14 protein-coding genes are annotated in these 14,615 nt (G+C 46.0%); 9 read left to right on the top strand and 5 right to left on the bottom strand.

The window, feature by feature from the left end:
* Positions 1–34: 34 nt before the first annotated feature.
* From dnaQ to A3773_RS10910, 3 genes are read right to left on the bottom strand one after another with little or no spacing between them, the layout of a single operon-like run.
* On the bottom strand, positions 35–748 hold the full coding sequence (gene dnaQ, locus A3773_RS10920) for a DNA polymerase III subunit epsilon (RefSeq protein WP_067985918.1): 714 nt from the start codon (positions 746–748) through the stop codon (positions 35–37).
* A complete protein-coding gene (gene rnhA, locus A3773_RS10915) occupies positions 745–1,185 on the bottom strand; it encodes a ribonuclease HI (RefSeq protein ID WP_067985916.1) in 441 nt (146 codons plus the stop codon). The genes dnaQ and rnhA overlap by 4 nt, the downstream gene beginning before the upstream one ends.
* A complete protein-coding gene (locus A3773_RS10910) occupies positions 1,172–1,954 on the bottom strand; it encodes a class I SAM-dependent methyltransferase (protein ID WP_067985914.1) in 783 nt (260 codons plus the stop codon). The genes rnhA and A3773_RS10910 overlap by 14 nt, the downstream gene beginning before the upstream one ends.
* Before the next feature lie 95 nt (positions 1,955–2,049).
* On the opposite strand from A3773_RS10910, the gene gloB reads away from it, so the two are divergent.
* The 8 genes from gloB (at position 2,050) to A3773_RS10870 (ending at position 12,073) form a co-directional block, all read left to right on the top strand.
* Entirely contained in the window at positions 2,050–2,823 is a 774-nt protein-coding gene (gene gloB / locus A3773_RS10905) for a hydroxyacylglutathione hydrolase (RefSeq protein ID WP_067985913.1), read from the top strand.
* A gap of 95 nt (positions 2,824–2,918) precedes the next feature.
* Positions 2,919–4,520 (top strand): lytic transglycosylase, encoded by a 1,602-nt coding sequence (locus A3773_RS10900; RefSeq protein ID WP_067985911.1) that lies wholly within the window; start codon positions 2,919–2,921, stop codon positions 4,518–4,520.
* Positions 4,521–4,547: 27 nt separating this feature from the next.
* Positions 4,548–4,799: a hypothetical protein gene (locus A3773_RS10895; RefSeq protein ID WP_067985909.1), complete on the top strand. Its 252-nt coding sequence runs from the start codon at positions 4,548–4,550 to the stop codon at positions 4,797–4,799.
* A gap of 131 nt (positions 4,800–4,930) precedes the next feature.
* The gene (locus A3773_RS10890; protein ID WP_231902190.1) at positions 4,931–6,766 is read left to right on the top strand and encodes an extracellular solute-binding protein; all 1,836 of its coding nucleotides are present in this window, start codon (positions 4,931–4,933) and stop codon (positions 6,764–6,766) included.
* The gene (locus tag A3773_RS10885; protein ID WP_067985907.1) at positions 6,766–7,863 is read left to right on the top strand and encodes a microcin C ABC transporter permease YejB; all 1,098 of its coding nucleotides are present in this window, start codon (positions 6,766–6,768) and stop codon (positions 7,861–7,863) included. The genes A3773_RS10890 and A3773_RS10885 overlap by 1 nt, the downstream gene beginning before the upstream one ends.
* Before the next feature lie 2 nt (positions 7,864–7,865).
* Entirely contained in the window at positions 7,866–8,924 is a 1,059-nt protein-coding gene (locus A3773_RS10880) for an ABC transporter permease (RefSeq protein ID WP_067985905.1), read from the top strand.
* A complete protein-coding gene (locus tag A3773_RS10875) occupies positions 8,921–10,567 on the top strand; it encodes an ABC transporter ATP-binding protein (protein ID WP_231902189.1) in 1,647 nt (548 codons plus the stop codon). The genes A3773_RS10880 and A3773_RS10875 overlap by 4 nt, the downstream gene beginning before the upstream one ends.
* Before the next feature lie 201 nt (positions 10,568–10,768).
* On the top strand, positions 10,769–12,073 hold the full coding sequence (locus A3773_RS10870) for an NAD(P)/FAD-dependent oxidoreductase (protein ID WP_067985902.1): 1,305 nt from the start codon (positions 10,769–10,771) through the stop codon (positions 12,071–12,073).
* Positions 12,074–12,128: 55 nt separating this feature from the next.
* On the opposite strand, the gene A3773_RS10865 is transcribed toward A3773_RS10870, so the two are convergent.
* Both A3773_RS10865 and A3773_RS10860 read right to left on the bottom strand, forming a co-directional pair.
* Positions 12,129–12,515 (bottom strand): hypothetical protein, encoded by a 387-nt coding sequence (locus A3773_RS10865; RefSeq protein ID WP_067985899.1) that lies wholly within the window; start codon positions 12,513–12,515, stop codon positions 12,129–12,131.
* A 95-nt stretch (positions 12,516–12,610) separates the two neighbouring features.
* On the bottom strand, positions 12,611–12,976 hold the full coding sequence (locus tag A3773_RS10860; protein ID WP_067985897.1) for a hemerythrin family protein: 366 nt from the start codon (positions 12,974–12,976) through the stop codon (positions 12,611–12,613).
* A 261-nt stretch (positions 12,977–13,237) separates the two neighbouring features.
* Between A3773_RS10860 and A3773_RS10855 the strand changes: the two genes are divergently transcribed.
* Positions 13,238–14,575, top strand: a complete 1,338-nt coding sequence (locus A3773_RS10855; RefSeq protein WP_067985895.1) for a vWA domain-containing protein — start codon at positions 13,238–13,240, stop codon at positions 14,573–14,575.
* The last annotated feature ends 40 nt before the right edge of the window (positions 14,576–14,615 follow it).

Raw genomic sequence — 14,615 nt, 5'->3', positions numbered from 1 at the left:
GGAGCTTTTTTGTCTAATCACAGCCAGAAAAGCATTAGCTATCCGCTGTCTCATGGTTATGTAACCATTGACATTCACCACCGGTTTTCTTATCTAACATCTGTAAAAAATCGGCATGAAGTTTGATATCTTCGTCAGACAAGGCGATCTGTGGTAGATCGTCCGCGCCGGCTATACGGGTTATTCCACCCTCTTCACCGCCGTCAAGCTCAGACGCTAAAGACAAGTTAGTCTGCCCACCCGTTAATGCTAAATAAACATCTGCCAGTATTTCCGAGTCAAGCAGGGCACCATGTAACTCACGGTGAGCATTGTTAATACCATAACGCTTACATAACGCATCAAGATTGTTCTTTTGCCCTGGGTGGCGTTTTCGTGCCAGTAATAAGGAGTCGGTTACTGGACAAAAATGCCTAACCCGCTCAGCAAAATTGTTCCGCTCAAACTCCGCATCAATAAAGCCAATATCAAACGCGGCATTATGAATAACCAGTTCAGCCCCACGGATAAATTCAACAAACTCATCCATGATTTCATGAAACTTAGGCTTATCGGCTAAAAACTCATTGGTAATACCATGCACCTGCATCGCTTCTGCATCGATAGCATGATCCGGTTTTATGTATTGATGGTAAGTCCGCCCTGTTAAACGGCGGTTAAGCATCTCCACACACCCGATTTCAATAATGTTATGGCCTTCAGAGGGCTCCAGACCTGTGGTTTCCGTATCAAGAACGATCTGCCTCATACCTTACTTAACTCCTCAACACCTTTATTTGCTAACTGATCTGCCAATTCGTTTTCTGGGTGGCCGCTATGCCCTTTTACCCAACGCCAATCAATTGTATGGGGCTGAACAGCAAGGTCGAGACGTTTCCATAGATCCGCATTTTTCACCGGTTTGTTCTGAGAGTTTTTCCACCCTTTACGCTTCCAGCCCGCGAGCCACTCAGTAATGCCTTGTCGAACATATTGTGAATCGGTTGTAAGAATAACCTCACAAGGGCGGTTTAACGTTTCCAGCGCTTTAATCGCCGCCATCAACTCCATGCGGTTGTTGGTAGTATCTGGCTCACCACCACACAGCTGTTTCTCCGCGCCGCCATAGCGCATGACTGCACCCCAACCACCGGGCCCTGGATTACCTTTACAGGCACCATCAGTATAAATCTCAACGATGTTCACGTGTTTCCCTTAATGTTCCCCTAGCAGACGGTTCTACTACAGGAATTGAAATCAAACGACGAAGCCCCCAGCCTGAACGCAAAGGGGTCATCCCTGCTATATCTTTTCTGGCAAGCAAGACCGAAAACGCACCATGATGGCCGGGAAAGCGATCTGCCAGACCATCTAACATACGAAAGCGTTTACGCCACTTATATTGTTCAAATGGAAGCCGATGATAACCCGAAAGGTGCTGTAGTTCAGTCAATTCTAACAATTGTAACCAATCGGATAGCCGGCCATGACTAATAAAATGCCCACACCAAGGTGCGGCGTGTTTACTGCAACCGAATAAATGGTTCAATCCCCAGTAACTATTAGGGTTGAATCCAACAATAACCACATGCCCCCCCGGTCGCAGCACTCTGGATGCCTCACGTAGCACCTGATGGGGAGAGTCGGTAAAATCTAATGCATGATGAAGGATCACCACATCCACACTCTCATGGGCGAGAGGAATTTCATCATTGTTCGCAACAATATTGTTTTCAGACAACCCTAAATCGATGGTCGGAACCACGGAAAAACAATGAGAGACCGGACTTTTATCAAACAAGGTCACACGTGAATCAACCGAAAACTGCACCAAGTGCATACCAAATAGCGTTGAAACGATGCGATCAACGGTTGTTTTTTCGGCCTTTAAAAATTCGGCCCCAAGCTCAGAATCGAACCACTCTTTTAATTGAGGCGCTAATAGTTCAATAGATGGCTGTTTCCGAAAGCTCATGAGTTTTCCCAAATAAATACTGGTTCAACATAATATAAGCAGTATTATATCTCTTTTACGCTACTGCAAATTACAATTTTGTTTGAGGTCCTGAAATGTTAACAATCACCCCGATCCCCGCCTTTACTGATAACTATATCTGGGCCATTTCAGCCGCGGGAGAAAACAAGATCGCTGTTGTTGATCCCGGTGATGCACAGGTCGTGGAAAACTACCTATCAGATAACAACCTCACCTTAGCAGCCATACTGATTACCCATCACCACCATGACCATACCGGCGGTGTAGCTGAACTAATGGCTCACAGGGATATTCCTGTATACGGCCCCTCCGACTCTCCCTTCAAGGGAAGCACGGTAAAACTGCGTAATAATGATCAATTTGAGCTACTAGGCAACACATTCAGCGTCCGTGAAATCCCAGGCCATACCCTCGATCATATTAGCTACTGGGTCAACAATGGGCAATCACAGCTCTTTTGTGGCGATACGTTATTCCTCGCAGGCTGCGGGCGCTTATTTGAAGGCACGCCTAAACAGATGCTACAAGCCATGGACTACTTCAACACACTCCCCGACAATACTGAGGTCTATTGCACCCATGAGTACTCCCTTGCCAACCTAGACTTTGCCGCGGCCGTCGAACCAGACAACAACGATATTCAATTGACCATTCAACGCTGCAAACAGCTTCGTGAGCAAAACAAACCCACCCTGCCAACAAGCATCGCTGAAGAAAAAAAGATCAACCCCTTTATGCGTACACAGCATGAATCAATTGTTCATGCCGCGGGCCTCTTTAGTGCAAAAAAACCACACTCGGCGGTAGAAGTATTAGCCGCGATCCGCGAATGGAAAAACCAATTCTAATCAACATTATGCAACAAAAGAGATAGACCTATTGACCGTCAGTTGGCCACTGTTAGAATGAATCATTTTTTCACCTCCAGAGTACTCGGAGCACTATGCACATATCCAACAAAACGGTCTTCTCCTTTCTGCTATCAGGTTTGGTACTGACAGGCTGTCAAACTGTTACTGAGAAACCGGCATCACTCAGCGCGCATAATCTTGAATTCACTGAAGCACCGAGCGCTGATGCGACGACTGCGACAACAACCGAGCCATCCCTTCAACATGCAGATAACACCCAGCCAACGGACCTTTGGCAGGTGACCCGAGATCATATGACCCTTGATCTCTACCTTGATAACCCACGCGTACAATCTCAACTTCAGTGGTTTAGCAAGCACCCAAAATATATGGACCGGGTTGTTAAACGTGCCGAGCCTTACTATTACCATATTTTGACGCAAGCCATAGAGCGCGGCATCCCCGCAGAGCTTGCCCTACTTCCCATTGTTGAAAGTGCATTTGATCCATTTGCATACTCCCATGGCCGAGCTGCAGGGGCATGGCAATTCATCCCATCAACAGGCAAGCATTTCGGCTTAAAGCAAAACTGGTGGTATGACGGACGCCGAGATATTATCAGTTCGACTGATGCCGCTTATACTTATCTAGCGCAATTGAATAAACGTTTTGACGGGGATTGGCTCTTAGCACTGGCCGCTTACAATGCGGGCGGCGGCAATGTATCACTCGCGATCAAGCGCAATAAACGCCAAGGCAAAGCAACTGATTTCTGGTCTCTCAACCTACCGAAAGAGACCATGGCTTACGTACCTAAGCTACTGGCCATCGCCGAACTGATTAAAAATGCTGAGCAATACGATCTCGCCCTACAACCGATCAGCAACCAACCCTACTTTTCTGCGATTGATACCCATAGCCAGATCGACCTCGCCCAAGCAGCATCTATGGCGGGTATCTCTACAAAGGAGCTTTATCTCCTTAACCCAGGTTTCAACCGCTGGGCAACCGCACCTGAAGGCCCCCATCGCCTATTAATTCCCGTTGAGCATGCAGACCAGTTTACACAGGCGCTAACAGCGCTTCCCGCCTCGGAACGGGTCAAATGGACACGTTACAAAATCAAATCGGGTGACTCGCTCATCGCGATCGCTAAAAGGTTTGAAACCACCGTGAGCTTAATTCGCAAGACCAACAACATTAATGGCAACAGTATTCGTGCAGGCAAGACGATTCTTGTTCCTACAGCCAGCCAGCAAGCTAGCGAATATGCATTGAGCCAGCACCAGCGCCATATTCAAAAGCAAAAAAGCATCTCAAGAAGCACCGACAGAAAAGATACCTATTACACCGTTAAAAGCGGTGATAGCTTCTGGAGCATCGCCAAAAAACATAATGTAGGGGTACGTCAGTTAGCTAACTGGAATAGCATGGCACCGGGGGATGCACTACCAACAGGTAAACGCTTAGTCATCTGGAGCAAGCCGACCCAATCCGTCTTAAGCAGTGCTGAGCGTCAGATCATCCGTAAAGTGGGCTATAAGGTACGTAGCGGTGATTCGCTGGCGAGAATTGCCGGAAAATTTAACGTCCGCATTGCCGACATCCTACACTGGAATAACCTAGACAAAGCCAAGTATTTAAAACCTGGCCAACGCCTAACCCTATACGTTGATGTAACACGTACCCAGTAGGTTTAGTCGACTAAAACGGGATAGATCATGGATATAACAGCCTATATCATCATTTTCATCAGCACCGTACTTGCGATCGCGTTTAAGCTTGTACTGTTTAAACGCATTCAACGGTGGATGGACCAAGATCTCATAAAAGGCCTGGCGGGCGATAACCCAGAGAAACATAACTTTCTCACCCGCAAGCATCAGGAGCTAATAAAACAGAAAGTAAAACGAAAACATTACCACCAGCAACTCACTGATTTTGCAGAACAGTTTGAACAAACTGATCACTAAGCTGTCATATTTGCAGGCCGAATAGGCTTATGTTTTCATTCGATTTTACGCGTCGAAGAATTAAGTACACAAGCTAGTTGACTGGATTATTATAAGTAAGCCCCCAAAAGCATTTCGAGAAGGAAAACCTATTGCTCAACTTACCTGTTATCACGTTACGTTTTAGTACAAAACTGCTAACCGCTATCGGATGCACTTTAGCCGTTTTGTCCGCCTCCGTTCCCGCAGATTCAGTTCAAGTTGCACATGGCATCTCAATGCATGGCGACCTTAAATACCCACCGGGATTCAAACACTTTGATTATGTAAACCCAAAGGCGCCTAAAGGGGGTCAGGTTATCCAATCGGCCATCGGTACCTTTGATAGTTTTAATCAGTTTATTGTTAAAGGTAACGCCGCCGACGGGTTAGGCCTGATATATGACACCCTATTAAGCCGCGCGCTTGATGAACCCTTCTCTCTCTACGGTTTACTGGCTGAAAGCATAGAAGTACCTAATAACCGCAGTTGGATTATCTTTAACCTTAGACCCACCGCTACCTTCAGTGACAACCACCCGTTAACCGCAGAAGACGTAGTTTTTAGTTTTAATTTACTGCGTACAGAAGGGGCGCCCTTTTATAAATCCTACTATGCCGATATCGATAAAATTGAAGCGCTTAACCCACACCGGGTAAAATTCACCTTCAAAAACACACTCAACCGTGAGCTAGCGTTAATTGTGGGTGAAGTACCTATCCTCGCCAAACATTATTGGCAAGATAAAGCGTTTCAAAAACCCTCATTAGATATACCGGTTGGATCGGGCCCTTACACCATCGACTCTTTTGATGCAGGCCGCAGCATTACCTATAAACGTAACCCTAACTACTGGGCAAAAGAACTTCCGGTTAAAGTCGGCTATAACAATTTTGATACGCTTATTTTTGACTATTATCGTGATGGCACCGTTGCCCTAGAAGCCTTTAAAGCGGGCGAATATGATTTTCGCCAAGAGAACTCATCAAAACGTTGGGCCACAAGCTATAGTGGCAATGCCTTTGATGACGGTCGTATAAAAACGACCGAGCTCGAACATCAAAATCCAACGGGCATGCAAGCCTTTGTGATCAACAACCGTCGCGAACAATTCGCCGACCCACGGGTTCGCCGCGCACTTGCCCTCGCCTTTGATTTTGAATGGACCAATAAAAATATCTTTTTTAATGCCTACACCCGTACACACAGTTTCTTCTCTAACTCAGAAATGGCGGCCACTGAGCTACCCACCCCTGAAGAGCTAGCCATATTAGAGCCCGTACGTGACCAAGTCCCACCCGAGGTGTTCACACAGGTTTACAAAGCACCTGAAACAAAGGGTGATGGCAAAATTTATACACAACTGCGGGAAGCCCGTCGTTTACTTCAAGACGCTGGCTGGATCTTTAAAGCAGGGAAACTAGTCAACGCGGAAACCGGCAAACAGTTATCAATAGAGATGCTGCTCTACTCGCCCGCATTTGAGCGGGTCGTTTCGCCCTTTATCCGTAATTTAGAGCGTTTAGGCATTAAAGCAAATATCCGCTTAATTGATGTTTCACAATATATTGCCCGCCTACGCAGTTATGATTTTGATATTGTCGTCAGCGGCTTTGGACAGTCCTCATCACCCGGCAATGAACAACGGGATTATTGGCACTCATCAAGCGCTAATAAAGAAGGCAGCCGAAACTTAATCGGTATTCAAAACCCGGCCATTGATTATTTAGTAGATCAACTGATCCAATCACCTAACCGTGAACAGCTGGTCTATAGAACTCGCGCTTTAGACCGTGTGTTGCAGTGGAATCACTATGTCATTCCGCAATACCACATTAATAAATACCGGGTCGCCTATTGGGATAAATTTGAAATGCCAAACATCCGTCCTAAATATGACCTAGGATTTAATACCTGGTGGATCAAACCTGAAAAGGACGTTAAGTGATGGCCGCGTATATCCTGCGGCGCTTGCTGCTAATCATACCGACACTTATTGGCATATTAACGATCAACTTTTTGATTATTCAAGCAGCGCCAGGCGGCCCCGTTGAACAAACAATCGCCCAACTACAAGGGATCAGCGTAGGCGCAACCGCTAGGATCAGTGGCGCTCAAAGCGATCTATCAACCAATCAGCCCGCCACGAACAGCAGTGAGAGTTCCTACCGCGGCGCCAGTGGACTTGATCCTGAGTTAGTAAAAGAGATCGAGGCCCTCTACGGTTTTGACAAACCCGCACATGAACGCTTTTGGCAGATGCTAAAAAGCTATGCTGTATTTGATTTCGGCAAAAGCCTGTTCAGCGATAAAACCGTTATTGAGCTAATTATCGAAAAGCTTCCGGTTTCTATCTCCCTTGGACTGTGGGCAACCCTGATCACCTACCTCGTATCCATCCCATTAGGTATTCGTAAAGCCGTACGTGACGGCACCCCTTTCGATATATGGAGCAGCAGTGTCATCATTGTGGGTTATGCGATTCCTAACTTCCTGTTTGCTATTTTATTGATCGTTATTTTTGCCGGCGGGAGCTGGTTAGATTGGTTTCCTCTCCGAGGGCTAACCTCACCTAATTTTGATGAGCTGAGCCTTTTCGGTCAGATAAAAGACTATTTCTGGCATATTACGTTACCTGTGTTTGCGTCGGTTATCGGTAGTTTTGCAACATTAACCATGCTGACCAAAAACTCCTTTTTAGACGAAATTAATAAGCAATATGTTCTGACCGCCCGCGCTAAAGGACTAAAAGAAAATCAGGTGCTTTACGGCCATGTATTCCGAAACGCGATGCTCATTATTATTGCCGGAATGCCAGCGGCGCTTATCTCGATTTTCTTTACCGGCTCCATGCTAATTGAAGTGATCTTCTCACTGGATGGCATTGGCCTGCTGGGCTACGAGGCGGTTATCAATCGGGATTACCCGGTAATCTTTGGCACCTTATTTATCTTTACACTCATAGGTCTGATTCTAAAATTGATCAGCGACATTACCTACGTCTTTGTCGATCCCAGAATCGACTTTGAAAGCAGGGAGCAGTAATCATGGCCCTTATTTCAAATACACCGTCGCTCAGCAAAATGAGCCCTCTCAATCAACGCCGTATTGAAAATTTCAAGAATAACCGACGTGGCTACTGGTCTTTATGGTTATTTACGGCGCTGTTTTTGCTCTCACTCTTTGCCGAACTGATTGCCAATGACAACCCTCTCGTTGTGGCTTATAAGGGCGACCTTTATTTCCCCGTTGTGACCGAATATACCGAGTTAACCTTTGGTGGTGAATTCGAAAGCCCAGCGGACTACAAAGACCCTTATATCCAAAGTTTGATAGAAGACGGAGGGCAAGGCTGGATTGTTTGGCCCCTCATTCGTTACAACTACAACACCATCAATTATGACCTACCGGTACCCGCCCCTTCACCACCTAGTTGGGAAAATCCACTCGGTACAGATGACCAAGCCCGTGATGTGCTCGCACGCGTTATCTATGGTTTTAGAATTTCTATTCTCTTTGCCTTAGTCTTAACCATAGCCAGTTCAATCATTGGGGTTATCGCCGGTGCGATACAGGGCTATTACGGCGGCAAGATCGATCTATTTTTCCAACGCTTTATCGAAATCTGGTCTGGCTTACCGGTACTCTTTCTATTAATCATTTTAGCCAGCATTGTGGAGCCTAATTTCTGGTGGCTCTTAGGTATAATGCTGCTCTTCTCTTGGATGCAATTGGTGGATGTAGTACGCGCCGAATTCTTACGGGGGCGTAACCTTGAATATGTACGGGCAGCACGCGCATTAGGCTTAGATAACCGAATGATTATGTTCAGACATATACTGCCCAATGCCATGGTTGCCACACTGACCTTTATGCCTTTTGTATTTAATGGATCGGTGGTAACCCTAACCGCCCTAGATTTTTTAGGGTTTGGCCTCCCTCCGGGCAGTCCATCATTAGGTGAACTCGTCTCACAAGGTAAAACAAACCTTCACGCACCTTGGCTTGGAATTACTGCATTTATGACACTATCCATAATGCTGACTCTCTTAATCTTTATTGGTGAAGCGGTCCGTGACGCCTTTGATCCAAGGAAAGTGTCATGATGGAAACCGAGACTCTAATGAACCATAACGAAAACCACGGCAGCCAGAATGAGATTCTGCTTAGCGTTCGTGATTTATCAGTGCGCTTTGAGCAAGATAATCAACAACCTGTGGATGCGGTTAAACAGATTAATTTTGATATTCCTAAGGGGAAGACCTTGGCCTTGGTCGGCGAATCAGGCTCAGGCAAATCCGTTTCGGCCATGTCGATACTTAAGTTGCTACCCTACCCTAAAGCCAGCCATCCCAGCGGAGAGATTTTTTATAACGGCAAAAATCTGCTTGCGCTAAATGAGCGCCAAATGTGTCAGATGCGGGGCGATAAGATCAGTGTCATCTTTCAAGAGCCGATGACCTCACTTAATCCTCTACACACGATTGAAAAGCAGATAGGTGAAACCTTGCTGCTCCATAGAGGTATGACGGGTAAACAAGCCCAAGTGCGCATTTTAGAGCTGTTAGACTTGGTCGGCATTAACGATGCTCACAAACGACTAAAGAGCTACCCACATGAGCTCTCAGGCGGTCAGCGACAACGTGTTATGATCGCGATGGCATTAGCGAATGATCCTGAACTCTTGATTGCGGATGAGCCGACCACCGCTCTCGACGTTACAATACAAGAGCAAATATTGCAGTTACTCCAATCGCTGCAACAAAAGCTGGGCATGTCCATATTACTGATCACCCATGATCTTAATATCGTAAAACGCTACGCCCATCATGTATGCGTAATGTACCAAGGGGCGCAAGTAGAAAGCGCATCCACAGAAACACTGTTTGCCAACCCTCAGCATAGCTACACCAAAATGCTTTTAAATGCAGACCCCTCTGGCGAGCCTGCTCCCCTACCGGCGATCTGTGAGCCCCTACTGAGCACCGATAACTTGAGGGTGTGGTTTCCGGTAAAACAAGGGTTCTTCCAAAAAACGGTTGACCATATCAAAGCGGTTAATGATGTTAGCCTCAGCATTAATAAAGGCGAGACACTTGGTATTGTAGGTGAATCCGGCTCAGGAAAAACAACCTTAGGACTCTCGATCATTAAATTGATTCGCAGCGTGGGCGGTATCAACTTTGCCGGTCATGAGCTAGCCTCTCTAGACCAAAAACAGATAAAACCCCTTCGCAGCCGGATTCAGATCGTTTTCCAAGACCCTTTTGGCAGCCTCAGCCCGCGTATGTCGATCTCAGAGATCATTGCTGAAGGTTTACAAATACACCAACCCGATAATAAAGCTCAACATGAAGCCTTAATCATCGATGCACTCAATGAGGTGGGCTTAGACCCCGACAGTCGCCACCGTTACCCCCACGAGTTTTCAGGCGGGCAACGACAACGTATCGCCATCGCCCGCGCATTAGTGCTAAAGCCGGACGTAATCATATTAGATGAGCCGACCTCTGCTCTTGATAGAACCGTACAAAAGCAGATTGTTGATCTTTTACGTGACCTGCAAGCAAAGTACGCGTTAACCTATCTGTTCATCAGCCATGATCTAGCCGTCGTAAAGGCGTTGAGTCACAAACTGATGGTCTTACACCGGGGTGATATTGTCGAACAAGGTAACGCCTCTGAGATCTTTGCTAACCCGCAAGCCGACTATACCCGCGCCTTATTAAAAGCGGCATTTAATCTGTAAGTAGCGGTAAGTTATTATACCTTCTGACCGGCGGTTTCGTTCTTTAGAGCTAAATAACCGCCTTAATGATTTACTTTTTTCTCGAATAATACCAAAGTCATAATGTTCAACGAATAATAACGCGAATGGATATGGGATTAGTTATAGCCGTACAAGCCAAGTGTTTGTAACTAATCCCATATTTTTTTGAGGATTCAACCCATGACACACGCAACAGAACCGCACAAGATCTTAGTGATCGGTGGTGGTGCAGGTGGACTAGAGCTGGTCACTCAGCTAGGACACCGTTATCGAAAAAAACCCAATATAACCGTGACCTTGGTCGATCAAAAGCGCTCGCATATTTGGAAGCCCCTGCTTCACGAAGTGGCGACCGGCACCCTTGACCCAAGCACCGATGCGGTTACTTACCACGCCCATGCGGTCAAGCATCACTATCAATTTCAGTTAGGGAGTTTTTCCGATTTAGATACCGAGTCTAAGACCGTGACCCTAAGCGAAACCTTCGATGAAAATGGTCATGTGATCCTGCCTGAGCGCTACCTCCAATATGACACATTGGTGTTAGCCATTGGCAGTGTGAGCAACGACTTTAAAACACCTGGGGTTGCAGAACATTGCTACTTCTTAGATACCGCAAAGCAAGCGGAACGTTTTCACCAAAGCTTGATCAATAACTTTATGCGTATCAACCAACAAGACCACGGTGTGCTTAATATCGCCATTGTTGGCGGCGGCGCGACGGGGGTCGAGCTGTCAGCAGAGCTACATAATGTAACAGACATGCTAAGTGCTTACGGCCTACCCAATATGACGGCCCAACAGTTAAAAGTTACCTTAATAGAAGCCGGGCCGCGCATTCTACCGGCCCTGCCTGAAAGGATCTCAAGCTCAGCGCGCAAAGAACTGTCTGACATTGGCGTTCAAGTGCAAGAAAACACCATGATCAAATCAGCAACGCCTGAGGGGTATACTACCGCTGACGGCGACCTTATTGAGGCTGATATGATGATCTGGGCGGCGGGGGTTAAAGCGCCAGACTTTATCGCTGACCTGTATAAATTTGAATTAACACAAAATAATCAAATTCGGGTTAAACCAACGCTGCAAAGCAGCCTACACGACAACATTTTCGTGATTGGTGACTGCTGTGCATGTGCCCAAGAGGATGGTAGCTGGGTGCCACCTAGAGCACAGTCAGCTCACCAGATGGCATCCCTTGTTAAAGAAAATATTAAGCTCAAGCTACAAGGTAAGCCCTTGCAGCCATTTGTCTACAAAGATCATGGCTCACTGGTCAACCTCAGTCGCTACAGCACCGTCGGTAGCCTGATGGGGAACCTAACGAAGAACTCCATGTTCATCGAAGGTAAAATAGCCCGCGTTGTCTATATCTCGCTCTATCGCATGCACCAGATAGCCATACATGGATTTTTTAAAGCGATGCTGGTTTATATCGCAGAAAAAGTCAGTAAAGTAGTTCGCCCAAAAATGAAGCTGCATTAATCTATAATTAGGCAATAAAAAAGAGGCTAAGTGCCTCTTTTTTATTCAGCATAGCCTACTTCCAACGCACCACATCCCCATGGTCAAAAACATGGCCTGAATTAATTTTACGGTAATTAATAAAGATATTACTGTAAGCCACGCGGCTACGCTTAGAGATAGAAAACGCGATGCACTCCATCATAGCCTCAACACAATTAACATTATGAAAACTGGGGGCATGAAGGTCGACAAGAATGGGATGACTGCCACTTTGCGGTTGAGTACTCGGCATTAAACCTGCTACCGCATACTGCCTCGAAGGAATAAACTCCCAGGTCACCGTTATGTGTTCAATACTGATATCAGCACCCCGAGCCAGATCGTCTGTAATACTTCGAATCATGGCGGGCACATCAACATCATTTTCAAACGGTAATGATTTAATACAAATAAGCGCCATCTGGCTTCCCACTATAAATTGATACAGTGGTGACGTTAAAACAACGCCTTATAAAACTCAAACTTAATTTAAGTAAAAACACTAATATGGCGATATTACTTACGCTCTGAAGCTAAAATATAAGCCTCTAAACGTTTGTCGACCCCAAAGATATGTCGCTTTAGCCACTCCGAAAGAAAGCTCGCCAACATCTCCCTAAGCTCAGGCGTGTACTCTTGGTGCCCATCCAGCATTTTCAGTAGTTCATTACGAAACTTATTATGTGCCTGAAAGTGGGCCTCATAATCGGGGTAGTTAAGCTGTTGCATATACAACTCTTCTAAAGAAAAGTGGTGCTCGGCGTAATCGATAAGACGAGTGAAGGTAGATAGATCAACCTGCTCAGCTTTAATTTCATCAATCAACTGAAATAACGTCTGATGCTGTTGATCCTGCCAAATCAATTCACTCGTGATAGTCATTTAATGCTCCTTTCTCAACTCATTATCCATAGTGTTGACTTAAGCATAGTTTGTAACTGATATAAATCAGTAACAAACTCATCTAATCTCATGCAAGCCCGCACCTATTTTATCGTCAGGGTTTCGGAATGGGTTATTCTATACAGCATAACACGGGCACTTTTTACAAATCTTTTACAACATTGATAGATTTATCTGACTTTTCACCGGAGGTATTGCCCTAAATTACAGGTAACAAAGGGATCAATAAAGGACATCCACATGAACAGATATCGCCTACCTCAGATTAAACGTTTACTCATTGCTCTATGTTTAAGCAGCACACTGGCTCCGCTAGCCCACGCGAAACAGATCGACCTTCAAGTGAATCTCGCGACACCGGTAATGGAGGCCGACCGGACACATAACGCGTTTATTAAAATATCCTTAGAAGCCATTAAACAAGAGCAGCCACAGGAACGTATCCCCGCTAATATCGCCATCGTATTAGATAAGTCAGGTTCAATGCAGGGTGATAAGCTTTACCACGCAAAGAAAGCAGCCATCATGGCGATTAACCGCTTAGGCACGAACGATATAGTATCGGTTGTCAGTTACGATAGCCGCGTTAATGTTGTTGTACCCGCAACCAAAGCCAGCGATACCGCCCGTATTGCGCGCTCCATTCAGCAGATTGAAGCCAGTGGTAATACCGCCCTGTTTGCCGGCGTGAGCAAAGGCTCGCAAGAACTCCGAAAGTTCTTGGATATGAATAAGGTCAACCGTGTCATCCTTCTCTCCGACGGTTTAGCGAATGTTGGCCCAAGTACCCCCAATGAACTGGGTAAGCTAGGTTTGTCGCTCGCTAAAGAGGGAATCAGTGTAACCACCATTGGTCTTGGTTTAGGCTACAACGAAGATTTAATGACACAGCTGGCCGGCTTTAGTGACGGTAACCATGCCTTTGTAGAAAATGCAGAGGACCTCGCTAGGATTTTTCAATATGAGTTTGGTGATGTGTTATCAGTCGTCGCTCAAGGGGTAGAGATCCATATAACGTGTAAAAACGGTGTACGCCCTTTACGTGTTTTAGGACGTGAAGCCGATATCAGTGGCAATATGGTTAGCACGCGCATGAACCAGCTGTATAGTGAACAAGAGAAGTTTATTATCCTAGAAGTCGAGGTTCCAGCCCAAGAGGACCGTTCAAACCTAGAGCTGGTCGATGTCGACATTCGCTATAATGACCTATTTAATAAACAGAATGAGCAGCTCTCTAGCAACGTAGTCGCAAACTTCACCCGCTCTCAAAAGAAGATTGATGACGCCGTCGATACCCAAACCTATGAGGCCGCCGCAGAACAGGTCGCTAACGAGTTCAACCGTGAAGCGGTAGAAAAAAGAGACCAAGGCGATATTCAAGGCGCACAAAGCATCTTGCAAAAAAGCGCAGATTACTTAGATAATTTAGGACAAACCTTATCCTCACCTAAACTGATCGAGCAAAAAGAGGAAGCGCTCCAAGATGCCAGTGAGCTTGATGATGAACAAGAGTGGAGCAAAAAACGTAAAGAGCTGAAAGAGCGTCAGTTCAAACGTGCGAAACAGCAAAGCTATTAAGACAAATAAGCACAACACCTAATCACCGATACCACAGCCC

It is taken from the genome of Neptuniibacter pectenicola (assembly GCF_001597735.1).
Classification (GTDB): Bacteria; Pseudomonadota; Gammaproteobacteria; order Pseudomonadales; family Balneatricaceae; genus Neptuniibacter; species Neptuniibacter pectenicola.
This window is presented reverse-complemented; position numbering and strand designations above follow the sequence as displayed.

Coding starts and splice junctions, on each gene's coding strand:
- dnaQ (WP_067985918.1), bottom strand. CDS start 748: ATGAGGCAGATCGTTCTTGATACGGAAACCACAGGTCTGGAGCCCTCT.
- A3773_RS10910 (WP_067985914.1), bottom strand. CDS start 1,954: ATGAGCTTTCGGAAACAGCCATCTATTGAACTATTAGCGCCTCAATTA.
- gloB (WP_067985913.1), top strand. CDS start 2,050: ATGTTAACAATCACCCCGATCCCCGCCTTTACTGATAACTATATCTGG.
- A3773_RS10900 (WP_067985911.1), top strand. CDS start 2,919: ATGCACATATCCAACAAAACGGTCTTCTCCTTTCTGCTATCAGGTTTG.
- A3773_RS10895 (WP_067985909.1), top strand. CDS start 4,548: ATGGATATAACAGCCTATATCATCATTTTCATCAGCACCGTACTTGCG.
- A3773_RS10885 (WP_067985907.1), top strand. CDS start 6,766: ATGGCCGCGTATATCCTGCGGCGCTTGCTGCTAATCATACCGACACTT.
- A3773_RS10880 (WP_067985905.1), top strand. CDS start 7,866: ATGGCCCTTATTTCAAATACACCGTCGCTCAGCAAAATGAGCCCTCTC.
- A3773_RS10875 (WP_231902189.1), top strand. CDS start 8,921: ATGATGGAAACCGAGACTCTAATGAACCATAACGAAAACCACGGCAGC.
- A3773_RS10870 (WP_067985902.1), top strand. CDS start 10,769: ATGACACACGCAACAGAACCGCACAAGATCTTAGTGATCGGTGGTGGT.
- A3773_RS10865 (WP_067985899.1), bottom strand. CDS start 12,515: ATGGCGCTTATTTGTATTAAATCATTACCGTTTGAAAATGATGTTGAT.
- A3773_RS10860 (WP_067985897.1), bottom strand. CDS start 12,976: ATGACTATCACGAGTGAATTGATTTGGCAGGATCAACAGCATCAGACG.
- A3773_RS10855 (WP_067985895.1), top strand. CDS start 13,238: ATGAACAGATATCGCCTACCTCAGATTAAACGTTTACTCATTGCTCTA.